The organism is Streptomyces rhizosphaerihabitans, from assembly GCF_025399795.1.
GTDB classification, from domain to species: domain Bacteria; phylum Actinomycetota; class Actinomycetes; order Streptomycetales; family Streptomycetaceae; genus Streptomyces; species Streptomyces rhizosphaerihabitans.
Genome location: NZ_JAODTZ010000041.1, coordinates 17,867 through 44,179, shown reverse-complemented (window position 1 = coordinate 44,179; position 26,313 = coordinate 17,867). Strand labels below are relative to the sequence as shown.

Below are 26,313 nucleotides of genomic sequence, written 5' to 3'. Positions count from 1 at the left end.
AGCCGAGTACGCGGCGGGGATTGGGCAACGGCGATGTCGTGGGCGGGGCATGCTGGTAGTCGTACGAGGGGACCGGGAGGTACGGACATGCGGTGGTGGGCCGGAGGGTGGATGGTCGCCGGAGTGTTCGTCCTGGCTGCCTGCGGCGCGTCGACCGGTGACGGATCGGCGATCGGGCCGTCCGGGAGCCGCTCGGCGGGATCGCCGGGACCGTCGACAGGTGCGCCGACACGCTCCTCCGCGGCCCCGTCCTCGGCCGCGCCGGCGAGTCCGACGGGGCACAGCCCGTCCACGCCCGCCATCACGCCCTCCGCTTCGCCGGGGAAGTGCGCCGCCGGGCATGCGGAGGTCGGCGTCATCCCCGGCGACGCGCCCGAACGACACCTGTGCGTACGGCCCGGCACCACGGTGTCCCTGGTCCTCCGGCCGCGGAACGACGACAAACGGTGGACGGGCGCGCTGAGTTCCGCGCCTGCTTTCGCTCTGGTCTCCGGGTGGGAGACGGCGGCGGACGGCACCGCCCGGGTCTCGGTGCGCTGCGCCGGGACAAGGGGCGGCACGGCGGACGTCACCGTGTCTGCGAAGGCGCCGGATGTGGCCGGCGCGCCGCGCGTCGCCTTCACCCTGCACGTGAGGGTGGTGCCGTACACGACGCAGGGGTGACCCCGGAGACCCGGAATCACCCCTGCGGCTTCAGTGCGTCAGCCGCAGTCGCGCACCTTGATCGTGTAGATGCCGCGGCCGTGCGTGGCCGCGTACAGGGTGGCGCCGTCCGGGCTCAGCTTCAGCTGGAGCACGGCGACCGCCGGGAGCTGTCCGACGCGCTGCCACGTCGCACGGCCCGGCGCCCGGTAGACCACGCCCAGGTCGGTGGCGACGGCGAGACCGCCGTTCGCCGTGACGACCGCGGAGTTGGCCGGTACGTCGGGGAGGTTGGCGGAGATGTCCTTCCAGGTGGTGCCGCCGTCGGTCGACTCGAAGACGTGGCCGACCCCCGCGCCGGGTCCCTCGGTCCAGTGCCGGGAGAAGCCGTTGACCTCCAGATACACGTGGTCGGCGTTCTTCGGGTCGATGGCGAAGCCGCTGAGGTAGCGGTTGGGCACCGTGCCGTCCGTGCCCGTGGCCGGCAGGTTGATGTCGTGCCAGCCGCTACCTCCCCCAGACTTCGTCCGGGAGGTGCCCCCAGCGTTGCCGACGGAGATGCCGCGCGCGAAGCCCTGGTTGTTGCAGGGGCCGCACCACGCGGCGTACACCTTGCCGCCGGAGGCGGCGACGGCGGTCGCGGTGCGCCCGGCACCGAGGTCGCGGACGCTCGTCCACTCGTCGCCACTGCGGATGGCGTAGCCGTGTGTCTGCACCCAGACATGACGGCCACCGGCGATCCATGTCGAGCTGTTCTTCATGTCCGCCGCGAGCGGGGCGATGAAGCGGGCCTCGCTCGTGGCGTTGTCGGCCGGGGCGACGTTGTACGACGTGACCTTGCTGGGATCGGTTACCCAACTACCGTCGTTCACCGCACAGTTCTGGGTGACCTGGACGGAAAGGTAGACGTATTCCTCGGCGATGTTGCAACCGTTGGCCGGGTCGGTGAGGGTGTCGCCGCCGTCACCGCCGAAGTTGGAGCCCATCACCTTGTCGTTGCTGCGCAGAATCGACTGGCCGTTGTCCTGCAGGCCGCCGGTGACGGAGACTCCGCCGTACGTACGGTCCTTGCCGATGCCCACCGAGTAGTACTGGAGGGTGTCGATGGTGCCGTCGTTGAGGGAGGTCCAGTCGGTGGCGTGGCCCGAGGAGTCCTGGGAACCGTCGACCGGGCGCTTGTAGGCACCGCCGTCGTTGCCGACGTACACATAACTCTTGCCGTGGTAGCTGCCGATGGCGACGCCGTGCTGGTCGGAGTGGGTGGTCTGGTTGCAGTCACCGGTCTGCTTCGCCGGGTCGATGCTCCAGCAGGAGAAGCCGAAGTTCCAGTACGGGCCGACCGTCGACCAGTTGCTCCCGCCGTCCTTGGTCTCGTAGACCTCTTCGAGCCCCGCGTACACATGCTCCGCGTTCGCCGGGTCGACCGTCAGGAACTGGTTGTACCAAGCCTGTACGCCCGGCATGTAACCGCTGGAGGTCAGCGCCGAACCGTCGGCCGCCAGCTGCTGGTAGTCAGCGATCTTGGTCCAAGGTCCGGTGGGAGAGCCGGACTTGGAGACGTAGAAGCCCTCCAGACCGCTGTCCGGGTTGGTGTTCAGTTGCTCCGGCGACTGATCGATGGCGTAGTAGCGGGAGCCGTCGGCGGACCGGGCGAAGGTGACGTCGCCGACGTTGTCCGCGTCGGACGGCAGGTCGCCCAGGCCACTGGTGATCCGCGTCCAGGTGCCGTCCGTGCCCTTGGTGTAGAAGCCGTTGTAGTCGTCACCGCTGCGCCAGCCGACCGCGAGGACCACCTTGACGGGGTTCTTCGGGTCGATCGCGATGTCGTTGGTGATGTTCTTGTACGGGGCCGAGGCGTCGTCGGCCAGTGAACCGCCCGGCAGGTAGTCGGGGTTGGGCGCGAACTCCAGCTTCCAGGCGCCGCCGAGGGTCTTCGTGGAGTGGCTCCACACCCCCTCGCTGGTCGCCGCCCACACCTTGCCGCCGCCGAACCGCAGTTGGTGGACGGTGGTGCTCTCCAGCTCGTCACCGCCGACCCGGCTGCGGGACGAAAACGTACCGTGGTGCGGGTCGCTCAGCACGTACACCCCGCTGCCGAGGTACGCGTCCGCGTTGGTGTTCGCCTCGCCGGTGCCCAGCCATAGGCGCCCGGACCCGTCCAGCGCCAGCGCGCCGGTCGACTGGGAGGACAGCTTGTCGCTGATGGGCTGCCAGTGCCCGCCGCCTGACCGGGACCGCCATATGCCGCCGCCCGCGCTGCCGGCGTAGACGTACCCGTCACCATCGGCCGCCATCGCGGCCATCCGCCCGGTGACATTGCCCGAACCACCGCTGGAGTTGGAGTCGTAGTCGCGGTAGCGCGCGTCGTCCGAGCTGTACGGCAGATCGGTGACGTTGCGCCAACTGCCTCCAGTGGACGGCAGGTTGGCGAGACTGCTCCAAGCGGCACCATACGCGCCGGGTGCGACGACGCCGGGCGAGGTGCGGGCCTCGGCGTACTGGTCTGCACCCTCGGCTATCTCGTCGGCTTCGTTGCCGTCGTCGCCGCCGTCGTCGTCCGCCGTCACCTTGGGGGTGACAGCGCCCCCCGACTGCGCGCGTTCGGCGGCGAGTTGCTCAAGGGCACGAACCCCGAAGGGGCTGCCGCCCCGGCCGGGCGCCGCGCCCGCGGGTATCGCGGCGAGGGCGGCGGACGCGGTGATGGCACAGATCGTGAACCATCGTCTCTTGCGGGTTGTTTCTGACACCAGATCCTCCCGAACGAGCTTCGACAGAGCCGTCGCGGGAGACCCGACCACGCGGGCGGGAGGACGTCCGGCGCTTGGCCAATCTTTGAGCAGAACCTGTCATTCATTGCTTGCGTGCGGAAGATCGTCCGTACGGCTATCGGGGCGCCCTGGTCGCTTTCGAGAAGGGGCCCGGCCGAGCCGCGGCCACGGTGACGGGCTCTCACCCGGAGCTTCGGCTGTGCCGGGAGGCGCGGTCACTCGGTGCTGTTCCGACCGCGGGCGTTGAATCCGTTCCCTGTACCGGGGCCCCGGCCCGAGGGGCCGGGCGGCGGAGGTGGGGGTTCGACCCAGCCGGTCCGCTGCTGGTCGTAAAGATCCACCAGCCGCCGGTTCTTCTCGTACCAGCGCTTCATCCATCGGGGGATGAACGCCGCGGTCACGGTGAACGGGATGGCGAAGACCAGCAGCACGGCGAACGCCGCGCCCGGCCGGTCGCGCAGCACCCCGGCGACGATGAGGCTCCCGAGGCCTAGCAGCCCGACGAGGAGGGCGAAACCTCTTGCTCCGTGGGCTTCGTAAGCGATGAGACCTCGGCGCGCCGACGCCATTTCGACGGCCGTGACGGGACGGGTCGTGCCGGGCTGGGCACCAGGAGAGGGAGCGTTCCATGTCGGCAGGAGCGGGCCTCCCGCGCACAGTCGGTCCTGAGTCCGCTGGGCACGTTGGCGGGCTGTCGGGGAATCGTTCCGGACGAAGACCAGGCGTATGGCGCTCTTGCTGGGTGTCCCGGTTGCCTGGAGGTCGTAGCCGAACTCGAAGCCGATCGCCGTGATCGTGTCGGAGTCTCCGGCTTCGAAGCCACCGAGGAGGAACTCGGTGTGGCCTCGCCCGTCGAAACGGGACAGTATTTCCGGGACTTTCACCGTGCGACTCGCTTTCCCTGGCTGTGTCGACATCCCGTGAGACGGTCGTATCTCGGGTCACCGCGCACGGTCGGTGCCGTCGGGCCCGACCGTGCGGGGCTCATGGCCTCATCTGCCCGGTTCAGTCGTGCGGCACTTCCTCGATCACGGTCTCCTTGAAACGCCACGAACCCCGGTTGCCCGTAGCTTCCGCACGCAGGCCCGCCTCCCAGCCGATGCGGGCGGCTCGGTGCTGCGTCAGATCGGGGTAGTCCTCGGGCTGGACCTTTATGTAGCCGCGGCGGTCGGCAGGGTATGTGCGCAAGGCCTCGCGGAGACTCTCCTCCTGCTCATCCCGCGTGGTGTGATTGCCGGTGACGGCCTTGTACACCGTGCGCATGCCGGCCGACGGCTTTCTGTCGTCCCGCCGCCTCGCGGCGTCCGACGCCCGCCAGGTCATCCAGCCGACGGCGCCGAGTGCGGCGAGCGCGAAGGCACCCGATCCGATCACCTCGCCCGTCGCGTCCGCCTGGCCCGGTGTCCGGGGGCGGAGTTCACCCCGGGGGTCCTCCAGCACGGTCACCTTCTGACCGATGTCGTAGCGGTCGGACGGTGTCTTCATGGCCGGTCCCGGCACCCTGGTGCCGTTCTGACGGTCCAGCGCGTAGTTGTAGTCGCGGGCCTTTCGTCCTTCGGCCGGGTCGCGCCACTTCGTCACGACGGTGGCCGTAACCTTCTCCCCGCGCTGCTGCAGCGTGAGATCGTCGCGTGCCATGGTGGCGACGTACACGGACATCAGCGAGGTGATCACGATGAACAGCGCCGTGTACGTGCTGGACTCCTTGGCGCCCAGCTTCCGGATCAGCAGGGCGAGGAGCACGCCGTGCACGATCCACAGGGGCACCAGCAGGGCGGGACCGAAGTCGTCCGCCAGGAGGAACAACCCCACGATCGCGGCGAGCAGGTAGCAGCCGATGCTGAGCGGGAGCAGAGCGGCAACGGATACGACGGCGAGGCTGTTCGGCCTCTCTGCCGACCGCATCAGCCGCAACCCCCGGCGACGGTCGTCAGGGACACGTTCTTCCAGACGCCCTGCGAGGTCCTGTCCGGTCTCGCGCGGTACCGCAGCACGGACTCGGGTTTGCCGGATGTGGTGGTGACCTTGCCCGTCCTGCGGTTCTTGGTGGACGCCCCGCGCTCATCGACGCGGTAGAAGGGCACGCCCGAACCGCCGTCGTCGATGTGGACCTGGCGGTCGCAGGACGAGCCGTCGCCCCCTCCCGAGCCGCAGGCGGTCAGCAGCACGACCGTGGATGCGGTGAGCGCTACTTCGACGGGCCGGGCGGGGCGGTTCACTTGGGACTCCAGTTGAGGTGGGGATCTCTGAAGTAGAGCAACGCTATCCGTGCAACGTGTGGTGACACCAGTTGAGCTTCCATCAGGAAGCGACAACTGGCGATCAGTTACGCTCACTTGGGGCGGTCCGGCCACTGCGCCCCACGTCTTGCTGCGCGCTGCCCCGTGCTTCGAATGACCGAAGAAGGAACGCCTCCGCGCCGCACGGCGGAGCACGAGAGGATCCGACAATGCCCGAAGACCTCGACCGCGGCAGCTCCGTCGAGGAGTTGGAGGGCCTGCGTTGGCCGGTTCCCCCCGCGGATTCGACCCCCATGGTCAGGAACGTGTACGAGCTGCGCCGTCGGCCGGTCGCGACCCTGGAGCCACACGAGCTGGCCCGGCTGATCGGCCAGGATGTGGGGCTGCGCTGGCTGCTGCCCCTTGCGGTGGAAATTCTGCGGAGCGCCGCGCCGAAGCGAGCCGAGGGCGGCTGGTTCGACGATGACCTGCTGTATGCGGTCGTCACCAGAAAGCCGGAGGTCTGGGCCGCAGCCCCGGAGCCGGCTCACGAACTCAGGGAAACCGTCGCCGCCCTGACCGACGTCTCGCGCCACGTCCGTCAGGACATCGACGCGTTCCTCGCCGCGCTACCCAAGGGAGACGCCTGAAGATCCGCGTCACCGGCCGACTGCGTCAACGCGCTGGCGAGTGGGCCGGCACCCTCGAGCGGCTCCTCGTACCGCCCGGAACGGCCACACCGCACAGGCCCCCGAACCTGCAGGTCAGGCGCTCGTCTTCACCGGTTCCAGGATCACAACGCACTCCACGTGATGCGTCATCGGGAAGATGTCGGCCTGAGCGAGTCACGGAAAAGACCAGGTCAGAGCAGCTTTCTCGGCTCGCCGCGCAGCGTGAGTGCGCCCAGAGCGTCAAACGAGCGTCACGGTCGACGACAGCCCATCCCGCCCACTCGGGCCAGACCGAGCTGCCACGACCAGTTGCCCCAGCAGGCTCCGTCCCGCTCACTCCAGAGGCCAGCTGGCTCATCATGACCCGCGCCACTACTCCGGCCCCAGAATGGAGGCATGCCCTCCAGCCCACAACACCCCGCACCCATGCCGAAGAACCTCTCGGGGGCGGAGGCCGAGGACCTCGCGCTGTACCGGGAGAAGTTCCGGCGGCGTCTGCCGGAGTCGCTGGAGGAGTTGCACGGCCCGATCCAAGGGGTCGTAGAGCTGCCTCTGCACATGGCCTGGTCGGGGACGACCTCATATGACATGAGCAAGCCTCGCCAGCGCATGGGCCTGTACCGCACTGTCCTGCACGAGGGACTGCGCGACGACCTGCCCCGCTACCTCAACCAGGACCTGCTCCTCCAGTTGTGGTCGGTGCTGCACGCCCTGGTCGGTCGCACCGTGCGCACTGTGTGGGAGGACACCTTCCCCCAGCTCGCCTCCCGCACCCGGGCAGCCGCGTGACGGACATGCCAGAGCTGCACACGCGGCTCCTGGCGAATGTGATCGCCCTCGGCTCCCCATATCCGCTGGTCCTCACCGGCGGATACGCCAGGACCTCGATGTCGCCACCGAGAACCCGGTACTCATGGCCGATGGCCGCGCTGGTCGGCACCCCCGGCGTCCGGCGCCTGCGGGCTGGGCACCTGATCACCCCGCCCCACGAGGACGCGCGGAAACTCGGCGAGTTCGGCGCGTCCTCGCCGACGTGCTGGCCCGGCATGTCGAGGTCACGGGCATCGACGACGAGACGACATTCTTCAGCACCTTCGAGGACGAGATCCGCAAGGCCCGCGCCTCGGTCTGGCTGTGGGCGCCGTGGGTCGCGAACCGGGTGCGCGGCATCCTGCCACTGCTGCACGAGGCGGCCGGACGCGGCGTGCGCGTGACCGTGTTCATCCGCGACGACAGGACCAGCTCCAGGCCCGCCCGGACAGCCAGAGCCTCATCGCGGACCTGCGGGCCGTCGTCCACACGGTCGTCCCCGTCAACGTCATGCACCAGAAGATCGCGGTGATCGACGAGCGGACGGTGATGATCGGCAGCCTCAACACCCTGTCCCAGGCGTGGACCCGCGAGGTCATGGTGACGATGCGCGGCGGCCACTTCGCCCGCAAGCTCCTGGAGCACGAGCACGCCGAGCTGTTCACCCGCCCGCCGAAGTACGCCCGCTGCGGCGGCACGAGCATCGAGCTGCGCCGCCGCTCTGGCGCTGCTACGAGACGGTCTGCAAGACGGGGCCGAGCGGCCGGAGCAACGCCAGGAACCAGGACATCAGGGTGGAGGGGGGCAGGAGTTGAGGGATCGAACAATGTTCACCCCAGATCAGGATTCGTGAACTCACTGGCATTCCCGGCACCTTCTGTGGCAGGCTTCCGCGTGCCAGCAACGGGGTCTCGCTCGTAGCCAGATCACCAGCTGCGCTTCAGCCAAGGAGTCTGCGGACGCACCCGGACCACCGGCTTGTCTCTCACCTCATCTTTCACGTAGTAGGCACGAGCCTGCGGCGGTGTTCCCTGCCGTGCCCGCGCTCGATGCCCGCGCGCACCACTCGGAGGCTCAGCCATGCCGGCACGTTCCGCACCGTCGCATCTCTTCTTCCTGACCCAGCCCAAGGGCAACGGCGCCATCCTGTTCAGCTTGCGGGGGACACCCCGCGGACCGGAGCTCTCGAAGATCGGGACGTTCGAGGATCGCGACGAATCCCAGCTGCTCACCCTCACACTCAATGCGGCTCTCCAGGGAGGAACAGGCGCCCTCGCGAAGGTTCACCGGTGTTCGGCTTCCCTGCCTGGCCCCCTCAGGAGGGCAATCACTGACATCGCGGAGGAGATCGAGGACGCAAATGGTGACGCCCCACGGGCCCAGGCTGCGCGCAGAACCGCGCGGGCCGTTACGGAGAGCCTGGGACAGCGCAACGCGGCCGTGTTCTCGCTTTTCAGCGCTACCGACTGCGGGAGCTGCCGGAACTGCGGCTGCACTGTGGACGAGGACTGCGCAAAGTGCGCTGTCTGCGACTTGTCCCCCCGGGGGCGCGGCTGCGGGGACTGCGGCGGTGTCGGTGTAACGCCCAGGACCGCATTCGTTCTCCATCGGCAGCTGAAGGACCTTGCGGACAAGACGTACCTCGCCGCTTATGACCCCGACTTTTGGGAAGACAGCGTTCCGGTCAGTGCGGAGGCCCAGTCGAACTGGTTCCTGCTTCACTGCGCTCGCGCGTACGACGACCTCGCGGCCGATCTGCTCGCCGGTGGCATCCCGGAACCGCGCTGCCTGGCCGAGAGCGTGCTATTCGGCCATGCCGTGAGCAGCATCGGCGGGTTCAGTATCGAATCCGTCTGCGCGGACGAGGTCTACCAAACCCTTCCGGCCTCTCGGTTCGACTATGACTGGGAGTTCCTCGCTAATGAGAGCGGGCTGCTCGACGTCAGCGACAGGGCGCACGACTTCCTGGAAGCAGACGTAGCTGAAGACGACCTGTGGGACGAGTGGTTCAAGCCTTACACCGACGTCGAGCCCCGGGGCACGACCCACGGGTTCCGCTGCTGACGTTCGCCCGGACCCAAGCCATGGCCGGGACGGGCGTCCAGTCCGCTCGACTGAACGCCCGTCCACGGGGCCCGGCTCGACTGCTCCGTGGTGCCCTTGCCCGCCGGGAACGGGCAGGTCGGTCGCGACTCCAGCTGCATAACGAATCGAACAGGTGACCCGACGCACGGGATCACGGTAATTTCCCCGGCCACAGGACGGTTCCGCCTGGCCTCGATGGTGCCACCGCAGGATCTTCGCTAACTGGTGGGAGGGGAAGACCGGAGACAAGGTCCACGAACTCGGCCACGCATCACCCACGAGCAGATCAGCCTGCTGTAACCACACCTACAACGGCTGGGCCCGCTGGGTGGCTACGGGGCCTTCGACCTATGCCGCCAAACGGCATGCTCCAGTGCACCCTTGTCGTGCCCGAGAAGTGCGGCGGCTTCCTCATACACTGCGCGCAACTGGTCGTATGGGAGATCCGGAACACCAGCATCCACGGCGAAGGCGCGCAGATGTACGTCAACGGCGACGTGCGAACGGCCGACGAGATTGCCGATGTAGTCGATGCTCTTCGGCCCCACCCCCTTCACCGTGCGCAGAGCGGCGCGATTGGCCTGACGATCGAGCCACGTGTGGAGGTCCTCGCGGGTATCGACCCCGTGGGCAGCGAGGAGGTCGGTGATGGCGTGGGCCGTCGCGACCTTCTGTGCGTGATTGAACTTCATGGCAACGGCGAGGTCTTCCGTGACGAGCCGGCGCTGGAAGCCGCGGACTGTTCTCGCATCAGGCCAGCTCAATTGCAGATGGAGGAGCCGCGGTCGGAGAGTTTCCTCGTACTTGCACCGGGGCTGGAAGCTGACGTCGCAGATGACAGCACCCATGTGGGTCCATCCACCGGGCTGGGGAAACGGACCGCTGCCAAGTAGGTGTTGAACGTGGTCGGCGAGCCGCTGGGCAGGGCTGGATGCGGGCATGGATCAATGATGGCGCTGCGGTCTGACAATCTGGTTGGGAAGTTCAGAACCCTCGAATGATGGAGCGGGGTGCCGTTCCATCGGGCAGCCCCCTCCATGATGGGCAGGCTGCCCATTTCGTCTACCGGGTCTCCGTTGAGACCGGGGCTAGGCGGAAGACGCACTGAACCGTGTTGAACTCGATCACCTCGGCGACGAAGCGGAACTTGTCGCCAACTGCAACGGTGGCAGGGACCTGCTTGCCGGTCAGGTGCAGGTTGCCGGTGTTGACGTCTTCATACTTAAAGTTCGGGCCGTCCGTCGTCTGCGGTCCCTTGTCGCCCGGGCCAAGAAGGAAGTTGTAGCGCGTCTGATCATCCCCGTAGGCTGCCATGTGCCTGATTGACCCGTCGAAGGCGACTGTCCGCCCCTCGTGCTTGGTTGCGAAGTTCACGTTCGCTTCGTCACACGGGTCCGCCTTCAACAACGCTGCGAACTCGCGATTGTTCTGCGCCGTGATCACCTCAGCGGCAGTCGGCTCGTCTGCGGGCGGCGTAACGGAAGGCTTCTCGCTGCTGGCCGTCGAACTGGCTGACGCACCCTTCTCCTCGTCTCCGTCGCCGAGCGCAACGCCAGTGCCGATGATGGCGGCCAAGGCCACGAGGACGGCAGCCCCCGCCCCAATCAGACGCCACGGTAGTGGCCTCTTCGGCCGACGGAAGTTGAGGGTGGTGCGAAGTCTGCCTGGGAGCTGTTCCACGAGCTCCCATCCGTCCTTCTGCATCTTCGAGATCACCAAACCGTCGGTGCCCCGAATCGTCCGCACGGCCTTGTACTCGTACTTGATCTCATCGGCCATGCGGCTCCCCGCCCCCTGAAGCGAACTGGTCATACCAACTGGGCGCGAGCATAGATGACTCCACGAGGAGCCCGGTGTCACGAACTGTCGGCTCATCACCGGCATCCGCAGCACGCTGAACGCGTGTAACGGGAGACCGGAGTCGGCATGCACTACCGAGGGCACACCTCGGGCAACGAGTTGATCACCGTTGGTAGCCTCACGATCGGCGCAAGTGTTCGCCCAGCTCAATGGCCTGCTGATGCAGCTGGAGGGGCAGATGGAGGGCCGTATAGTTCCAGCCCGTCGGCCTGTGTCATCGACATACAGCGAGTGAAGACTTCCACCAGCCTCCCCACCCGGAGCCAGGGAAGCGACGCTGGCAAGACGGTCGTGGGGCCTTCGTCGGCCCGCCCCCGCTCTCCCGCCCGAGATGATCGTTGAGCTCCCCCTTAGGGCCCCTCGGCCACCAGCTTCGTCAACTGCGCCAGCAGAGCGCCCTCAACCGCCGACTCACTCGCACGCGTATTCTGCTTCATGCTGCTCTTCCCCGGAAGACTCACCAGTTCTAACTGATGGTCTCTGTTGGAGAGTTACACGAGGACTCACCGCACAGACCCTGCCTCGAACTTGGGTGAGCGCACGACCGTGCTGCGGTCCCCTGCAGGACGCTCACGCCGAACGGGCCCGGCCTCCTGCTGCATTTTCTGTACTCTCCGCCGCCGCGACAGCATGCCTTAGCGTGTGCGGCATGAGGATGCTGATCATTGGTGGCAGCGGGTTCTTAGGGACGGAGCTGCTGCGTCAAGCGCAAGTACGGGGCTGGGAGGCGGATGCTACGTTCCACTCCCGCCCCAGTGCCGCGCAGGCCGGCGCCTGGCACCAGCTTGACGTTCGTGATCCCACACAGGTGGAAGCGCTCCTGGCTACGGTGGCACCTCGCGCGGTGATCAACGTGACAAGCGGCGGTGCGGACTGGGCGATCACTGCGGACGGCTCCATCCACATCGCCATGGCCACCGCGAAGCTCGGAATCCGCCTGGTACACGTCTCCTCTGATGCCGTGTTCTCCGGCATCGGCAAGGCCCGTTACGACGAGACCTGCACCCCAGACCCGATCACCCCGTACGGGGCCGCGAAGGCCGCCGCTGAGACCGCTGTGCGACTGCTGTGCCCGGACGGCATTGTCGTCCGCACCTCCCTGATCATCGGCGACGGAGGATCCCACCACGAACGGGTGGTGCACGAGCTGGCTGCCAACGAGCGGGAGGGAGTCCTGTTCACGGACGACATTCGCTGCCCCGTCCACGTCGCCGATCTTGCGGCCGGTTTGTGGAAGCTCGCGGCCTCGAACGAGGCAGGCGTCTTCCACCTCGCGGGCACCGACGCCCTCAGCCGCTACTCGCTGGGTGTGCTCATCGCCCGCCGCGACGGCATCGCACCCTCCTTGCTGCCCGCGGGCCGTCGGGCGGACACCCGGCTACCGGGGGCGCTGGACGTACGCCTCGACAGCCGCGCCGCGCAATACCGGCTGGGCATCAGGCTCCGCGGCGCCAGGGAGTTCCTCCATACGAGGTAACACCCGCTGTCCGACCCCAGCCAGTCCGGGCGTCACCTGCTGTCAAACGTCTTCACCCCCGTCCGGCGCGGAGAGGAGTGAAGGAACGTTCATGCTGCGGCGGTGAGCGGGGCTTCCATCCGCTCCCATGCTCCGAGGACGGCCTTGTGCGCGTCGGGTTGGAGATGGGCGTACTGCTGGGTGGTCTGGAAGCTTTCGTGGCCGAGGAGGTGCTGGACCTCGTAGAGGGAGACGCCGTTCTGGACGAGCCACGAGGCGCAGGTGTGGCGCATGGAGTGGGGCGGGTAGTGCGGGACGAGGCAGAGTTCGCCGTCGGTGTCGAAGTGGTACGCGTTACCGAGGGTCGGCCACCAGGTCTGGCGGCGCCAGTTGCCGTCGTCGAGGCGGCGGCCAGCCCGGCCCTTGGTGAGGGTGGTGAAGACGAGCGCATTCCGCTCCAGCCGGTGGACGTGGCGTTCCAGCGCCTCCAACACGTGCGGAGGCAGGGGTACTTCGCGGCGGCTCTTGGAGCTCTTGGGGTATTCCTTGATGCCGCTCTTGGTGTTGACCTCCACCACGAACACGCGTGAGCGGCGCCGGTCGATGCGGTGGTGGTGCAGGCCGGAGAGTTCGCCCCAGCGCAGGCCGGTGTAGAAGCCGAGGAGGCACATGGTCCGCCAGGCCGGCGGCAGGGTGTCGAGGATGGTCTGCGCCTGGTCGAGGGTGAACCACTGAGGCGGCTTCACTGCGAGGGCGGGGAGGTCGATGCTGCGGCAGGGGCTCACGGCGATGATGTCGTCGTCCACCGCGGCGCGCATGATCGAGGATGTCAGGTTGTACGCCCTCTTGATCGCTGCGGCGCCCGCGCCCTTCTCTACCAGGCTGCGGATCCAGCTCTGGACGTCCATGCGGGTGATGGCGCGCATCTCCCAGTCCGCCAGGTAGGGCAGGACGTGGTTCTTGATGCTGGATCGGTCGCCGCGCAGGGTGTGCGGCTCGACGATGCGGGCGTTCCACCAACGGTCGTGCCACTCACGGAAGGTGATCTCGCCGGCTCGCGGGTCGCGCAGGGTTCCCCGGGCGAACTGGGTCTCCATGTCCATGCCCCAGGCGCGGGCCTGGGCCTTGAGGGGGAACGACTCGCTGAATCGGTCACCCGCTCGGTTGCGTACGGTTGCCTGCCACTTGCCGGACGACAGCTTGCGCAGGTACGTGGGATTCCTCCTTGGTCATCGGGTGGGCGGGGCCGGTTGCACTGTCAGCGGCGGCGTGCCGCCAGGGGAACGACTGCGCGGCTGCTGATGAACTCCTCCAGGCCGTCGGCGGGGATGCGCACGCGGGACCGTTCGGGGCCGGTGCGGAGGTCCACGACGGGAAGGTCGCCGGTGGAGATGAGGCGGTAGACGGTGCGCCGGTTGACGTCGAGGAGCGCGGCGACGGTAGGCACAGAGAGCAGGCGGGAAGGCACTGGCGGATCCTTCGGTGCTTCGGGCGGGAGGAGGACGGGGGCGCCGAACCACACGGCGTTCGCGGATCGGCGAGCCGGGCCGGTGCGCGTCGGTCGATGGCCGGCAACGGGTCCATTTCTGACATCGTCAGCGGGATCGAGAATTCGGCAACGGCCGGCCGATGTTCGGCGAGAAAGCTGCAGAGTTCGAATGTGCAGACGGATCGAGCGCAACGGCCAGAGAAATAACCGTAGGGCTTAGCAAGGAAATTCCGGGCTGTACCTCATTTGACGAATTGGACATGTTCGGGCGTACTGGGACGGAGGCCGCCCCAGGAGAATCAATAGTCCGAAAGATCGCCGGTTTGGCCAACCGGCCATCGTCGGCTATATTGCGCCCTCCTCGGCTGCCGGGTGGAGTTCCTCGGTATCGGCGAGGAGGGCCTGCGCGGGTACTCCGAGGGCGGCGGCGATGGCCACGAGGTCGTCGATGTCGCACCGCCTGACCTGGCGTTCCAGCCGGGAGAGCTGAGTGAAGGTCATGGGTCTGCCGAGGGCCGTCACGCGGGCGGCGAGCCGGCGCTGGGAGTAGCCGCGCTCGACACGGAGACGCTCCATGGCGCGTGCCGCAGCCTGTCCTGCAGGGCCGATTCCAACTGGTCGCGATGGCATTGTTGTGTTGTAGCTTGCTTTCTCAGACAGGGGAAGGTGTTTCCTGTCTGCCGTGAGCGATGCCCTCGCAAGATGAATCAGGATATCGATTTCTCCGGCGGCCGATCTGGGTCTACTGTCTTTCCGGCCCCACGAGCACTACAGAGTTTTAGAGGTAACTCTGGACTTTTGCGCCCGTGGTGTGACTGTGTTGTCCACGCCCAGGCGCCCGCCGCGCCAAACCCCGATTCGCGACGAAGGTGGTCGATCGACATCGCCCGTATCCGCACCATCAAGCCCGAAGCGTTCTCGTCCGAGTCCCTCGCCATGGTGTCCCTCTCCGCCGAGCGAACGTTCTTCGGGCTCCTGACCCAGGCCGACGACCGCGGCCGATTCCGCGACCAGGCCGCGGTCATCGCCGGCCTGCTGTGGTCCCTGCGCCCGGACCATGGCCCCATGGGCGTGGAGGACGACCTCGCCCAGCTCCAGGAGGCCGAGCTGATCTGCCGATACAAGGGTCACGGCGGAAAGCGGTACCTGCACATCGTCACCTTCGACCGCCACCAGAAGATCAACCGTCCCAGCGGTGTGCGCCATCCCGACTGCCCCCAGCACGACTTGAGCCTGCCACGTGAGCCCTCACCACCAACGCACGAAAGTGTCGCGGAGCCCTCACTGCACCCTCACGGAGCCAACGGGAGCCACGAAACGGCCGAGAAATCTGCAGGTCAGAACGTATTCCGTGAGTGCTCATCACAGACACAGGGAGGAATCACGGAACCCTCACGGAGCCCTCACGGTCCGGATCTAGGACCTAGGAACAGGGATCTAGGAACTACCCCTTCGGAGGGCGCGAGCGCCCCCGCACCCCAGCCGGTCTCGGCGGACGTCCTCATCGGCGAATACGTCGCCGCTTGCGCCCAACGCCCGCCCACTGCCGTCCTGGGCCACCTCGGACGGGAGGTCAAGGCACTCCTCGCCGAAGGCGTAGATCCCAAATACATCCGGGCCGGACTCACACGGCATCGGTCCAAGGGACTGCACCCTAGTGTGCTGCCCAGCCTCGTCCACGAGGCGATGAACGCGGCGCCGCGCGCCGTCTCCCACCAGGCGTGGACGAACCCCACCGACACCGCAGCCGCCTACGGAGGTGAGCTCTGAGCACCACGACCGCCCCGCGAAGCCGCCCGCCACAAGCCGCAGGGCCTCTGGTCGACCGCCTCGGCGCGATCCTGGCCGCCCGCGGCATCGCGCCAGATACCGTCGCGGCTCCCCCGCCCGCCGAACCGGCCGCCGCGCTGGAGACGGCAGCCGTCCGCATCCCCGCCCGCTACCGCGCCGCCCTCGCCGACCACCCCCAGGTCATGGCCTGGACCGACGAGGTCATCCGCGCCGCCCGCCCCGGCCCAGCCAGCACAGTCGGCATCTCGGAAGGGCCCTCACTGCTGATCGCCGGCCCTACCGGCACCGGCAAAACCCACCAGGCGTACGGCGCCATCCGCGCCCTCCTCACCGCCAGGGTCCGGCTGCGGTGGGAGGCCGTCACCGCCGCCGACCTCTACGCCCGGCTCCGACCACGCTCCGGCCACGACACCGAACGCGACCTGCAGTCCCTGGCTCGCAGCCCGCTGCTGCTCCTGGACGACCTCGGCGCAGCCAAGAACAGCGAATGGACCGAGGAGCTGACGTACCGGCTGATCAACCACCGATACGACCACCTCCTCCCCACCCTCATCACCACCAACCTCCCCATCGCCGAGCTGCGCGCCGCACTCGGCGACCGCGTCGCGTCCCGGCTCGCCGAGATGACCGAACGCGTCATCCTCACCGGCCCCGACCGACGACGCCAACGCTCAACCTGACGCCGGACCCTGCCTTCCAGCTACGGCGGCGAGCAGGCAGCACGCGACGCTTGTCGCCGATACAAGGACCGTCCAATCTCACGACCGGAGGGCCGGGACCGCACACCGGTTCAAGGAGGGGACCGGGGACCGGTCCCGTCTTTCAGACCGTGAAATCGGGGACCGCGGTCGCCTAGTTCGGGGACCGGTCCCCGAACCAACAGGCAACGGTCCCCGCGCAGTTCAAAGCACGGTCCCACCCCGCAACAGGCCGATCTTGGGGACCGGTCCCCAAGAAATAGCACGTCAGAGGCCACAGAACGCACGTACAGCACCACGGTCCCATTCACACATCTCAGACCCGGGACCGAGGAAACAGGGACCGGGGACCGGGGACCGGGGACAGGGGACCGGGGACCGGGGACAGGAGACCGGGGACCGGGGACAGGAGACCGAGAAACGGGACGCACGGTCGCAGAACGGGGACCGGGACCGCACGGCCCCTCGGCTCGCAAGCAGCTGACAGACGAGACCGCTCGCCCCACGGTCCCCGCGTCGTCAACCGTCCGCCAATGCCGCACTCCCGCGTACGCACCTCACGACCGCGCATCACACGCCCGATCGTCCGGAAAGGACACCCATGCCCCGAACACCACTCGAAGGACGTAACGACACCCGCCCGAAGGACCCCACCCGGCTTGCAGACGGAGCAAGTTGGAGGTTCGGACACTCCCCCGCAGGGGCAGCGTCCGAACCCGCCCCCGCGCCAGGGGCGGCGGGGCCCGACCAGCGCCAGGGGGCGCCGGACGGGAAGGCTGCGACCGAGGGCGGATCGCAGCCAGATAAGGCCGTCCGCAAGCGTCGGACCAGGGGGAAGTCACGCCCGCGTGACAAGAAGCAGCGCCCCGCCCAGAGCGTCCGCCTCAACGAACGCGAACACACCCTCATCCGGGCTGGCGCCGACGCCGTCGGCATGAGCATTGCCGGATTCCTCGCCCACTCCGCTCTGGCCGCCGCCCGCGACCAGACCCGCACCGCCGCCACCATCGCCGCCGATCACGATGTCCTCACCGAGCTGTTCGCCACAGGCCGCAAGCTCGGCTGGGCCGGCAGCAACCTCAACCAGATGGCCAAGACCCTCAACTCGGGCGGCGACATCGACAGCGCCCGTATCGAGGCAGTGCTCACCGACGTCCACCGCGCGGCCACCGCCACCAGGGTGGCCGTCGATCGGATCAACAACCGCCAGAAAGATGAGCCCGCTTGATTCCCCGCATCCACAAGCAAGGCAGCAACACCCGCGGGCTTCTCAACTACCTCTACGGCAAAGGCACCCGCGAAGAGCACGTCGACCCGCACCTTGTCGCCTCCTTCGACGGCATGGCACCCGACCCCGGCCGGGACCTCTCCGCGACAAAGGAAGACCTCCAGCGGCTTCTCGACCAGCCATTGCACCTCCTTGACCCAGACCAGCGGCCCGACCAGCACGTGTGGCACTGCTCCGTCCGCGCGGCACGAACCGACCGCATCCTGAACGACGAGGAATGGGGTGACATCGGCCGCCGCATCGTGGCCGCCACCGGCATCGACTCCGGCGGCACAGACGACGCCGGGTGCCGATGGGCCGCAGTCCGCCACGCCGACGACCACATCCATATCATCGCCACCCTCGTACGCGAGGACGGCCGCCGCCCCGACCACCACCGCTCCGGCCAACGCGCCCAGGCCGAAACCCGCCTCATCGAAGCCGACTACGACCTGCACCGCGTAACCCCCGGCGACGGCACCGCAGCCAAACGCCCCACCAGCGCAGAACGCCACAAAGCCGAACGCCAAGGGCGGGAGCGCACGGCGCGGGAGGAGCTGCGCGAGGCCGTGCGCGGCGCGTCGGCCGGCGCCGCCTCCACAGATGAGTTCTTCGACCGTCTGGCCGCCGACGGTCTGCTGATCCGCAAGCGGATCGCGCCCTCAGGTGACCTCCTCGGCTACAAGGTCGCGCTGCCGGGCGACCGCAACAAGGAAGACGAGCCGGTCTTCTATGCCGGCTCCACCCTCGCACCCGACCTGTCCCTGCCCCGCATCCGCGAACGCTGGCCCCTCCAAGCAGAGGCGGTCTCCGAGGACGGTTCTGAGCCGGTGCAGCCCGCCCTGCCGCAGGTGACCCATCCCGCCTTCGCTCGGCGCCGGGCTGCGGCCGCCAGCTGGCAGGCCCTGCTGATCATCGATCACGGCGACGACGGCATGGCGGCAGCACAGATCGCCGCAGCGGGTGAGGTCCTGGACGCGCTTGCTAAGACCTCTGCGGCCCACACCCGTGCAGAACTTCGGGAGGCAGCCTTCGTGTTTGAGCGGGCCAGCCGCTCCCACGTGCGCGCCGTACGCGGGCACGACAGCGCCCTGCGTCAGGCCGCCCACGATCTCGTCCACAGTGGCGCCGCACTCGGCCGCGGCGAAGACGGAGCCACCACGGCGATGGTCATCGATATGGCCGTCTTCCTCGCCATCGCCGCGGCGAACTGGCACGCCAAGAGGCACCACAGTCAGCAGGCAGCCGCAGCCCAGCAAGCCGCCGAGCATCTGCGCGCCGCTTACCAGGCTGCTGCGGCCCACTCCATCGCCGCCCTCCGCCGGCGAGGCCAGCGGATGACACCGCGTATTCGAGCGCGGCAAGCCGATCTCCTACGCAAGGCGCTTCCAGAACTCGCCGAGCGAATCCAGGCCGAGCCCGGCTGGCCCGCCCTGGTCTCCACCCTCGCCGACGCCCGACAAGCAGGCCACGACCCCGCCGCCCTGCTCGCCGACGCAGCTCGGCGACGCGAGCTCGGCAGCGCCGACTCCATCAGCGATGTCCTCGTCTGGCGCCTGCGCCGCAGCGCCCACCTGCCCGCAGCAGCACCCGAGAACCTCCAGGCCGCAGGCGCCCGAGACGGCTGGCACATCCCGACGCCGGCCCTCGCCACACCGCCTGCGGCTCAGGCGTCGAACCGCTCCAGCAGTCGGCACTGACCCGGGGAAACGGACGCAACATAGCCGACGATCGCCGGTTAGCCCAACCGGCGATTCTCCAGACGATCGATGCTCCCGACTCAACCCCGCAAGGAGCATCACTCCCGTATGACCCAACCCTCATCCCGACCCGACATCATTGCCCTCCTCGCCGACGCGGACTTCAAGTACCGGGCCGACACCAACACATGGAGTCATCGCGACGGACGCCCATTCAGCAAGAAGGAACAGGTTCGCGTCCTCGGGGCGACTCGCGACGAATTCTTCGACTTTGACGCGCAGTTCAAGCGCTTCGTGAAGTACCGACAGGAATGGGCTGACGCCCCGGAAGCTCTGCAGGGCTTCCTCGCCTCGTTCATGCAGCAGCTCACGATGAAGAACCTTGGCAACGCCCACGAGCTCATGAGCGAATAGGACTGGGCCGAGTTCAATCGCCTGCTCGGCCTCGTAGCCAAACCCCCTCGTCCCTTCACCGCCAATACCTTCTGACGAAGGGCCACGGTACTCACTAGCCCCGGCCAGGAACCGGTCCGGCCGGAGCGCTTCCCGGCCTCGACGGCCGGAGCCAGGCTAATGAGCTGAATACAGCATCCAACTCTGACACGGTCCCGCCCGGCAACCACAAGTCCGCAATGCGGAGGACCTGCCGAAGCAGCACGAAGCCGGGCCTCCCATGCGGGAGGCCCGGCTTCGTGGCGTGGGGCACGGTCAGCTGGCAGGGGCCGTAGGAGCTGATCCCGCTCGACGTAGTACCGGTGCGGTGGAGCTGAGCGAGGACGTTGGTCGTCCACCCGTTCTCGGCCTATCAGCTGCCTCCGCCCACAACCGGCACTCAGAGCAGTTGCGGTGAACTGTTCACTGCGTTTTGCTTCTGGCATGGCGCAGTCCCTACGTACTCAGGCCCTGGAACGTCAGCGCCTGTTCAGAGACATGAGCGTGGAAGAGTTAGCCGAGGCTGTGGGAGTTACTCCGCGTGCTGTACGTCACTGGGAGGCAGGAACACGGGCTGTCGGGGACCGGGCTTTCGGTCGGCTACTGGAAGTCCTGCAGTGCGGTGCACAGATCCTGACGGGGCGCGACCCGGGCACTGAGAGCCTGGCCGACTTGCGCCGTGACGCAGGCATGAGTACCGAAGAGGTCGCCTCGGTTCTGCGGAACAAGCGGGGCGCACATGACCTGCGTATCAGCGCCGAGAAGATCCGTGATCTGGAACGTGGCAGGCGTGTACGCGGCTGGGCGTGGGGGTCCCAAGAGACCCTCGGGCAGGTGGCCCGCATGCTTGCCCAGGTCTATCGGATTCCCGACCGGGTGGTAATGGATGCCTGGCGTCGCAGCCGCCCGGAAGATCCTCTTCCGCTGCTTCCTGCCCCACTCGTCCGTCAGCCGGCTGGGAAGCTGAATGCCTGGAGCTCCCTCAACGACCGGCAGCGCACCTATCTGACCTGCATCTTCCGACAGGATCAGGAAGCCGAGGAAGAACAGCGCCACGCCCGCCACCTGAGTACGGAGCGACGGCCGGCAGCCGAATGGCGGCGCATGACGTTGGCCCTCTCCGCCTCATCCGATGCAGTCGGCTACACCCGCATCCAGGAGCGGCTGCGCGAGGCTGGGGTGCACGACCCCGGCGCCGGGTCTTCCGTGTCCGCTTTGGAGCGGCGCGGCCTGATCTTTGTATACAGAGACCGGGTCTACGTCGACGGGCTAGGGGATCTGCCTCGTACCCGGGTGGAGATGACCCGGCCCGGCCGAGCGGTGGCCCGCGCGGCGCTCGGTGTTCCCCGCCCGGCGGGACCGCCCGCGCCACTGCTTTCGTCGTGGCTATGGAAGATCATGGTCCGCGTTGCGCGCGCTGGGACGCAGGGGGTGGACGGCAGCCTCGCGGGCCGTGGGCCGCATTACCTGGCAGTGGGGCAAAGCCCTGACGGACGCACCCCGAGCCGGGGCTTCATTGTGTTGCGCCACCCCGACGGAGTGACTCACGGGCCGTACCGGTGGTTCCTTACAGACTCCGGGCAGCACCACATCGACGATCATCTCGATGCATACCGCAGCTTGTATCCCGGCATCGATGCCGAGAGCGTCGACGGGAGCTCTGGCTAAGCGTTCTCGGCTTCATTGTCAGTGCCCTGCCGTAGGGTCCGGCGCGTGAAGCAAGCTGAGGACACAACCGGCATTCAGCAGACTCACTCGCTGCTGGAAATCGTCAAGGCATTCGCCGTGTGTGAGCACGCGATGGCCAACGAGGAACTGGATGGGCCGAGACGCCTCGACCGTCTCATGGAGGCCCACGGCATCCTGATGGCAGCCTGCGGTCCGGGCCACCTGATTCCGTTCGATGAACTGATGGGCAGGCTCACCGGCGACAGGGCCGGCTCCCTGGAGGGGCTGCTACCTGACTGGATCGACAGCGAGGCCCTCGCGGGTGTGCGCCTCATGGACAGTGAGGGTGTGGCAACCGAAGAGGGGTTCGATTTCCGGCACGAAGCCCAGCGCGTCATGCGGGCCGCGCAGAAAGTCGGCAAGTTCGCTGGCCAGGTGACGAAACCGAAGCTGGATGACGAGTACAGCCAGGAAGCCGTCTTCAGCTCGATCAAGGGCCCCTTCTACGAGAAGCACCGCTCCACGCTGGTGGAGAACCCGACGGAGCCGAGTGGCAACCTCGCGGAACTCAACCTTCCATCCCGGGCGAACGACTTCTACAAGCCGATCCCTCAGTACGCGCAGTACAACGGCTGGTGGTGGCCGTGCCCTGCCTGCAAGTGGCCTATGAAGGTAGCGGCTTCCCGCATGGGCGGACGCACCCGGGGCAGGGTGCGGTGCCTGTACCCCTGGCACGAGGAGACGGGCGCGTCGTACGAGTTCGTCGTGACTGCTCGGAAGAAGACAGCGCCGGTGCTGAGTCCGACATTTGAATGCCGGGTTCCGTCCGGAAGGTTCGCGCGCCTGTGGACCGGGGCCGTGCCACAAGTGCCGGAAGCAAAGCCAGCCACAGAGTATGTGGCGCTGGTAAGGCCCGTGTGGCGCTACACGGTTATCCCCGGTCTCCCCGAGCTGGCCCTGCACCGAGCCGCTGCTGCGGCCCTGGAGGGAACGGCCTGGGAGTCGCACCTGTGGCCCAACGGGGACCAGTGCGACCTGTGGATCACCCGCGAAGGCAGGGAGAAGCCACAGTTTCCTGCCGACTTCAAGGACTACACCTGGCCGAATCACCTGGTCAACAAGCTGCACATGGACGGCGGCGATCAGGGTGGCGCGGAGTATCTGGTGGTGCCCGACCATCGCCAGGAGCAGGTGGACCAACTCGATGCGGTGTGCCGCATCCACAGGATGAAGGCAGCGATGACCGCGACGGACTACCTGGAGATGGTCATCGGGCAGGTCAAGGAGGGCCGGGCATGATCGGGGAGATGACCGGGCAGGAAGCCGGCCTGGCCGGAGCACTCGCGCTGGCCGCGCACTACTTCCCCCGCAAGGACGACGATGGCCACGTCCTGGCCGGCTTCGAAGAGGCCACATTCTTTGCCTATCGCAAGCCGCAGGCATGGGCGGAATGGCCAAGCCTGCCCATGGCCGAGCGGAATCTGATCCGCCAAGTGATGTTCTTGATGGCTCAGGAATGGACGGATGAGAAGAGGATCAGGGCCGCGGTCCTCGCGCTGCTCGGCACTCTGACTCTCGATCCCGACTTTGCGGACAAGTCGGGCGGATCGCTTCGGTTGCCATCCGGGGATCCGCACTTGGCGACCGCGGTGATCCCTCGTGTGGGAGGGGACTTCCTCGCCTACGCGCAGCGTGTCACCGGCCCGTTCTTCACCTTCGGCAAGCGTCCTAAGGCGCAGGCGTTCGCCGGCCCGGGAACGCTCAAGACGAGGACGGCCTACCTGGGCAAGGAACATGGCACGACCAGCAGGGAAATCTATATCCAGGGGACTCCCGGCTTCTTTGAAGCACCCGGCCACGAGGTTCTGCCTCAAGTGCACACCCGCCCGCAGCGCGACCGAGTCGCGCCGACGGTGAAGCAACTCCTGGACGTCGCCAAGATCCTCAGCGGGCAGAACAAGAGCGTCGCCTACCTGCACCAGGTACTCAAGCGCTTCTTCAAGAGCATGAAGACCACCGACGGCGCGCTGACCGAACTCGACCTGACTGCCGGAGACCTACAGGTCCTCAACGCCCCCACGGGAAGCGGCAAGACAGTCCTGGTGCGGGTCCTGGCTTCCTGGGCGGCGATGAACGACCGGCGGATCGCCCTCGCCGTCACCGATGTCCGCGCCACCCTGGACATGGCCTGGGACATCAACAACGACCTGACCTACCTACACCGGAAAAGACATCTCGCCGAGCCCGCTCACTGCACTCCGCTGATGTCTCCGTCGAGCATGCACCGCCGAGCCATGGACTATGCCGCCCTTGGGTCCTCCACCCAGATCGACGAGTGGGACCGGCGTGCCAGGACCGACATCGGGCTCCTATCGACCGGCTGCGCGCAGCGGGCGTTGATGGACCCGCCCACCCTGTATCCGCACGGTGAGGAAAACTGCACCTCGCTGACCTCCGCGGCAACCGGGTCCACGCGGCTCGCCTGCTCGTTCGCCCCAGTATGCGGAAAGTTCCAGCAGTTCTATAAAGCCGCCGACGCGGCCGTCATCGTCACCAACCACGCCAACCTGCTGGAAGGCCAGACACGCCTCGGCGTCGTCCTGGACGGGCAGGAGTTCCGCGGCAAGGCACGCGGCACCAGAGGTATGAGCGTCCTGGAGATGACGCTGCGCGCCTGTGATGCGCTCGTGATCGATGAGATCGACGCATTCCAGACGGCTGCCATCAGCAGTTGCACCTCGGAAATCACTCTGGCCTCCCGGAAGCGGACGAGCGCGCTGCGGGAGATCGACTCCGATGCCAAGAATCTCCCCGTCGTCCATGAGATGGGCCTCGTCGCGCCGGTCAGTCACGCCCGGGTCATGGCCGAGATGCTGCTGCTGTGGCTCTGCTCCGGCAGCGGGCTGAAGATGAACCCGGGCAGCGAGGCGGACAGCCCCGACGGGGCCAGCCGCGACAACACCGGCTGGCGTTTGGCCCGGTCCAGGGACCGCGAAATCCTGCGCATCCTTTTCCCCGACCAGACCTCAGCTGAGGATGTTACGCCGGAGCTATTCGCCTTCCTCGACGAGATCATGCCCGCACCCTGGTACGACGCAGAACCTGCTGAAGAGATCGAGCTTCCCGAAGGAGCCGACTGGGACGCCGTCGAAACGGCCCTGACCACACTCACGGCGCAGCGCGGCCAAGACCACCTGACCGATACCCGCGACGCGATGCGCACGCTCCTGTGCGATCTCGTGCCCGATGCGCATCAGCGAGCCGCCGCGGTGAACCTGCTGGTCACACGCACCGTGCTCCGAGAGCTCGACGGTGCGCTCGACGAGGTGCGCATGCAGGCGCAGACTCTGCGCTACCTCGACCTGGGATCAGTTCGAAAGATCCTCGAAACCATGCGCAACAGGACGGTCTCCACCCTCTACCCCCTGGCCATGCTGGGCCGCCTCATCCATGGCTACCAGGTGAAGGGCATGGACAACAAGGAGAAGGAAGCGGAGCTCCTGTCCCGTTCCTTCGGCGGTGATCCCCACACCTTCGTCAGCGAACTCGGCGGACTCACAGCCCTGCTGACCGCCGGCGTGCAGCGCCCGGTCATGGGTCTGTCCGCCACCGCCTACTTGCCCCAAGCCGTACAGGAACACATCCACGCCCCGGTCCGCTGGTGGCTACCCGACACCCGCCCCGAGTCCATCGTCACCGTCGCCACCCCAGTACGGGGCAACAACGGGGACGCCATGAGGGTCGGAGGGCTCCCTCAGGAGCTGAAACCCAAGGCGCTCCGCGACCTTGGCAGGGGCCTGTACGAGCAACAGCTCGCCAGGCGCCTTGCCCGCCTGGAGAAGCAGGAACCGGAACGGGCCCGCGTCATCCTCGCCGTCAACTCCTACGAGCAAGCTGCGCACCTTGCCGCTGGGGTGGCACAGGCCGACGGGCTGAGCCACCGGGTCTGCCTACTGGTGAAGAAGCCGGAGAAACAGCGCTACGAGGAACACCTGCCCGCTCATGTGGACCGGATGGTCCGCGAGGAGCTCAAGGAGTTTCCTGACCGGGGAGAGATCCTCATTGCGCCTCTCGCTGTGATCGGGAGGGGCCTGAACATCGTCGTCGGTACGCGCTCGGCGGTCCGCGACATCTATCTGTGCGTCCGGCCCGTTCTCAGCATCGAAGACACCGACTGGCTGCACGCAAGCGTTAACGCCGCCGGATTCAACACCCTTCCTGTCGGCGGCAGCGACGAGCCCCTGGCCGTACTGCGCACAGCGAGCGAAGCCTCCTGGAAGCAGCTCACCAAGATCCTTCGCTCCCCGGCCCGGTTCTCCAACATGGACCACGACCTGCGCAAGGAACTCGTGGCAGGCATGCTCGTCCTGCTCATCCAGCTCGCCGGCCGCGCCCGTCGAGGCGAGACCGACATGACCCTCCACATCGTGGACCACTCCATTCACGACAAGAAGTTCAGCTCCGACCTGGCCACCATCATCGAGCAGATCTATCGCGACTGGACTCCCAAGCAGCGCGAAATCATGAATGAGCTCTACGGTCAAGCGCTTCAGGCATTCCTCACCTACGCGGGCCTGGACCAAGAGATGCTCTGAACTGACCACTACAGCCTCCGTTTTGCCATGGCGGAGACAGGCCCGCATTCCTCTCCCCCATGGGAGAGAACGAGAGACGAGGTACCCCTGCTCATGGGGCGAAGCAACACGCAGCGGGATCTCACCGCGCACACCACATCGATCCGGTGCACCCCGGCACTT

At 67.4% G+C, this 26,313-nt stretch carries 24 protein-coding genes and 1 pseudogene; 15 read left to right on the top strand and 10 right to left on the bottom strand.

All coding sequences use genetic code 11. From position 1 onward, the window contains the following. Positions 1-111: 111 nt before the first annotated feature. Positions 112-663 (top strand): hypothetical protein, encoded by a 552-nt coding sequence (locus N4G66_RS31910; RefSeq protein ID WP_261707739.1) that lies wholly within the window; start codon positions 112-114, stop codon positions 661-663. Positions 664-701: 38 nt separating this feature from the next. Here N4G66_RS31910 and N4G66_RS31905 read toward each other — a convergent pair whose 3' ends face one another. The 4 genes from N4G66_RS31905 to N4G66_RS31890 all read right to left on the bottom strand — a co-directional run bounded on the left by N4G66_RS31905 (position 702) and on the right by N4G66_RS31890 (position 5,629). Further along, entirely contained in the window at positions 702-3,389 is a 2,688-nt protein-coding gene (locus N4G66_RS31905; protein WP_261707738.1) for a glycosyl hydrolase, read from the bottom strand. A 236-nt stretch (positions 3,390-3,625) separates the two neighbouring features. Further along, positions 3,626-4,294 (bottom strand): hypothetical protein, encoded by a 669-nt coding sequence (locus N4G66_RS31900; RefSeq protein WP_261707737.1) that lies wholly within the window; start codon positions 4,292-4,294, stop codon positions 3,626-3,628. 121 nt (positions 4,295-4,415) lie between these two features. Next, positions 4,416-5,315 carry a hypothetical protein gene (locus N4G66_RS31895; RefSeq protein ID WP_261707736.1) on the bottom strand — a complete coding sequence of 300 codons (900 nt, stop codon included), beginning with the start codon at positions 5,313-5,315 and terminating at the stop codon, positions 4,416-4,418. Then, positions 5,315-5,629: a hypothetical protein gene (locus tag N4G66_RS31890; protein WP_261707735.1), complete on the bottom strand. Its 315-nt coding sequence runs from the start codon at positions 5,627-5,629 to the stop codon at positions 5,315-5,317. Before N4G66_RS31890 ends, N4G66_RS31895 begins: the two co-directional genes overlap by 1 nt. A 230-nt stretch (positions 5,630-5,859) precedes the next feature. Between N4G66_RS31890 and N4G66_RS31885 the strand changes: the two genes are divergently transcribed. Together N4G66_RS31885 and N4G66_RS31880 are read left to right on the top strand one after the other, a co-directional pair. Continuing rightward, a complete protein-coding gene (locus N4G66_RS31885; protein WP_261707734.1) occupies positions 5,860-6,279 on the top strand; it encodes a contact-dependent growth inhibition system immunity protein in 420 nt (139 codons plus the stop codon). Positions 6,280-6,696: 417 nt separating this feature from the next. Further along, positions 6,697-7,089, top strand: coding sequence for a hypothetical protein (locus tag N4G66_RS31880; protein WP_261707733.1), 393 nt, complete (start codon positions 6,697-6,699; stop codon positions 7,087-7,089). A gap of 186 nt (positions 7,090-7,275) precedes the next feature. Here the strand turns inward: N4G66_RS31880 and N4G66_RS46025 are convergent, their stop codons facing one another. Continuing rightward, positions 7,276-7,761: a hypothetical protein gene (locus N4G66_RS46025; protein ID WP_391858922.1), complete on the bottom strand. Its 486-nt coding sequence runs from the start codon at positions 7,759-7,761 to the stop codon at positions 7,276-7,278. Here N4G66_RS46025 and N4G66_RS31870 point away from each other — a divergent pair. Beyond that, positions 7,660-8,031, top strand: coding sequence for a hypothetical protein (locus tag N4G66_RS31870; RefSeq protein ID WP_391858921.1), 372 nt, complete (start codon positions 7,660-7,662; stop codon positions 8,029-8,031). The two genes, N4G66_RS46025 and N4G66_RS31870, sit on opposite strands and share 102 nt — an antisense overlap. Before the next feature lie 159 nt (positions 8,032-8,190). After that, entirely contained in the window at positions 8,191-9,174 is a 984-nt protein-coding gene (locus tag N4G66_RS31865; RefSeq protein ID WP_261707731.1) for a hypothetical protein, read from the top strand. Between the two features lie 353 nt (positions 9,175-9,527). On the opposite strand, the gene N4G66_RS31860 is transcribed toward N4G66_RS31865, so the two are convergent. Together N4G66_RS31860 and N4G66_RS31855 are read right to left on the bottom strand one after the other, a co-directional pair. Next, positions 9,528-10,136: a hypothetical protein gene (locus N4G66_RS31860; protein ID WP_261707730.1), complete on the bottom strand. Its 609-nt coding sequence runs from the start codon at positions 10,134-10,136 to the stop codon at positions 9,528-9,530. Positions 10,137-10,257: 121 nt separating this feature from the next. Next, positions 10,258-10,974, bottom strand: a complete 717-nt coding sequence (locus tag N4G66_RS31855) for a DUF4839 domain-containing protein (RefSeq protein WP_261707729.1) — start codon at positions 10,972-10,974, stop codon at positions 10,258-10,260. Positions 10,975-11,704: 730 nt separating this feature from the next. On the opposite strand from N4G66_RS31855, the gene N4G66_RS31845 reads away from it, so the two are divergent. Further along, positions 11,705-12,532 (top strand): SDR family oxidoreductase, encoded by an 828-nt coding sequence (locus N4G66_RS31845; protein ID WP_261707728.1) that lies wholly within the window; start codon positions 11,705-11,707, stop codon positions 12,530-12,532. A gap of 89 nt (positions 12,533-12,621) precedes the next feature. On the opposite strand, the gene N4G66_RS31840 is transcribed toward N4G66_RS31845, so the two are convergent. From N4G66_RS31840 to N4G66_RS31830, 3 genes are all read right to left on the bottom strand, one after another. Further along, the gene (locus N4G66_RS31840; protein WP_261707727.1) at positions 12,622-13,608 is read right to left on the bottom strand and encodes a tyrosine-type recombinase/integrase; all 987 of its coding nucleotides are present in this window, start codon (positions 13,606-13,608) and stop codon (positions 12,622-12,624) included. Between the two features lie 161 nt (positions 13,609-13,769). Beyond that, positions 13,770-13,979, bottom strand: coding sequence for a helix-turn-helix domain-containing protein (locus tag N4G66_RS31835; RefSeq protein ID WP_261707726.1), 210 nt, complete (start codon positions 13,977-13,979; stop codon positions 13,770-13,772). A gap of 366 nt (positions 13,980-14,345) precedes the next feature. After that, positions 14,346-14,630: a helix-turn-helix domain-containing protein gene (locus N4G66_RS31830; protein WP_261707725.1), complete on the bottom strand. Its 285-nt coding sequence runs from the start codon at positions 14,628-14,630 to the stop codon at positions 14,346-14,348. A 252-nt stretch (positions 14,631-14,882) separates the two neighbouring features. Between N4G66_RS31830 and N4G66_RS31825 the strand changes: the two genes are divergently transcribed. From N4G66_RS31825 to N4G66_RS31785, 9 genes and pseudogenes are all read left to right on the top strand, one after another. Beyond that, positions 14,883-15,770, top strand: coding sequence for a hypothetical protein (locus N4G66_RS31825; RefSeq protein WP_261707774.1), 888 nt, complete (start codon positions 14,883-14,885; stop codon positions 15,768-15,770). Then, positions 15,767-16,471 carry an ATP-binding protein gene (locus tag N4G66_RS31820; protein ID WP_391858920.1) on the top strand — a complete coding sequence of 235 codons (705 nt, stop codon included), beginning with the start codon at positions 15,767-15,769 and terminating at the stop codon, positions 16,469-16,471. The genes N4G66_RS31825 and N4G66_RS31820 overlap by 4 nt, the downstream gene beginning before the upstream one ends. 952 nt (positions 16,472-17,423) lie before the next feature. After that, positions 17,424-17,717 (top strand): mobilization protein, encoded by a 294-nt coding sequence (locus tag N4G66_RS31815; protein WP_261707724.1) that lies wholly within the window; start codon positions 17,424-17,426, stop codon positions 17,715-17,717. Further along, positions 17,714-19,456: a relaxase/mobilization nuclease domain-containing protein gene (locus N4G66_RS31810; protein WP_261707723.1), complete on the top strand. Its 1,743-nt coding sequence runs from the start codon at positions 17,714-17,716 to the stop codon at positions 19,454-19,456. The genes N4G66_RS31815 and N4G66_RS31810 overlap by 4 nt, the downstream gene beginning before the upstream one ends. 108 nt (positions 19,457-19,564) lie before the next feature. Continuing rightward, the gene (locus N4G66_RS31805) at positions 19,565-19,870 is read left to right on the top strand and encodes a hypothetical protein (protein ID WP_261707722.1); all 306 of its coding nucleotides are present in this window, start codon (positions 19,565-19,567) and stop codon (positions 19,868-19,870) included. Positions 19,871-20,332: 462 nt separating this feature from the next. Continuing rightward, a pseudogene (locus N4G66_RS46250) lies at positions 20,333-20,503 on the top strand (helix-turn-helix domain-containing protein); the annotation flags it as partial. 75 nt (positions 20,504-20,578) lie between these two features. Then, positions 20,579-21,556 (top strand): XRE family transcriptional regulator, encoded by a 978-nt coding sequence (locus N4G66_RS31795; RefSeq protein ID WP_261707780.1) that lies wholly within the window; start codon positions 20,579-20,581, stop codon positions 21,554-21,556. A gap of 45 nt (positions 21,557-21,601) precedes the next feature. Then, positions 21,602-22,855 (top strand): restriction endonuclease-related protein, encoded by a 1,254-nt coding sequence (locus N4G66_RS31790; RefSeq protein ID WP_261707721.1) that lies wholly within the window; start codon positions 21,602-21,604, stop codon positions 22,853-22,855. After that, on the top strand, positions 22,852-26,151 hold the full coding sequence (locus tag N4G66_RS31785) for a hypothetical protein (RefSeq protein ID WP_261707720.1): 3,300 nt from the start codon (positions 22,852-22,854) through the stop codon (positions 26,149-26,151). Before N4G66_RS31790 ends, N4G66_RS31785 begins: the two co-directional genes overlap by 4 nt. The last annotated feature ends 162 nt before the right edge of the window (positions 26,152-26,313 follow it).

Coding starts and splice junctions, on each gene's coding strand:
- N4G66_RS31910 (WP_261707739.1), top strand. CDS start 112: ATGGTCGCCGGAGTGTTCGTCCTGGCTGCCTGCGGCGCGTCGACCGGT.
- N4G66_RS31895 (WP_261707736.1), bottom strand. CDS start 5,315: ATGCGGTCGGCAGAGAGGCCGAACAGCCTCGCCGTCGTATCCGTTGCC.
- N4G66_RS31885 (WP_261707734.1), top strand. CDS start 5,860: ATGCCCGAAGACCTCGACCGCGGCAGCTCCGTCGAGGAGTTGGAGGGC.
- N4G66_RS31880 (WP_261707733.1), top strand. CDS start 6,697: ATGCCCTCCAGCCCACAACACCCCGCACCCATGCCGAAGAACCTCTCG.
- N4G66_RS31870 (WP_391858921.1), top strand. CDS start 7,660: ATGATCGGCAGCCTCAACACCCTGTCCCAGGCGTGGACCCGCGAGGTC.
- N4G66_RS31865 (WP_261707731.1), top strand. CDS start 8,191: ATGCCGGCACGTTCCGCACCGTCGCATCTCTTCTTCCTGACCCAGCCC.
- N4G66_RS31860 (WP_261707730.1), bottom strand. CDS start 10,136: ATGCCCGCATCCAGCCCTGCCCAGCGGCTCGCCGACCACGTTCAACAC.
- N4G66_RS31855 (WP_261707729.1), bottom strand. CDS start 10,974: ATGGCCGATGAGATCAAGTACGAGTACAAGGCCGTGCGGACGATTCGG.
- N4G66_RS31845 (WP_261707728.1), top strand. CDS start 11,705: ATGAGGATGCTGATCATTGGTGGCAGCGGGTTCTTAGGGACGGAGCTG.
- N4G66_RS31840 (WP_261707727.1), bottom strand. CDS start 13,608: ATGGAGACCCAGTTCGCCCGGGGAACCCTGCGCGACCCGCGAGCCGGC.
- N4G66_RS31830 (WP_261707725.1), bottom strand. CDS start 14,630: ATGCCATCGCGACCAGTTGGAATCGGCCCTGCAGGACAGGCTGCGGCA.
- N4G66_RS31815 (WP_261707724.1), top strand. CDS start 17,424: ATGAGCATTGCCGGATTCCTCGCCCACTCCGCTCTGGCCGCCGCCCGC.
- N4G66_RS31805 (WP_261707722.1), top strand. CDS start 19,565: ATGACCCAACCCTCATCCCGACCCGACATCATTGCCCTCCTCGCCGAC.
- N4G66_RS31795 (WP_261707780.1), top strand. CDS start 20,579: ATGAGTACCGAAGAGGTCGCCTCGGTTCTGCGGAACAAGCGGGGCGCA.
- N4G66_RS31785 (WP_261707720.1), top strand. CDS start 22,852: ATGATCGGGGAGATGACCGGGCAGGAAGCCGGCCTGGCCGGAGCACTC.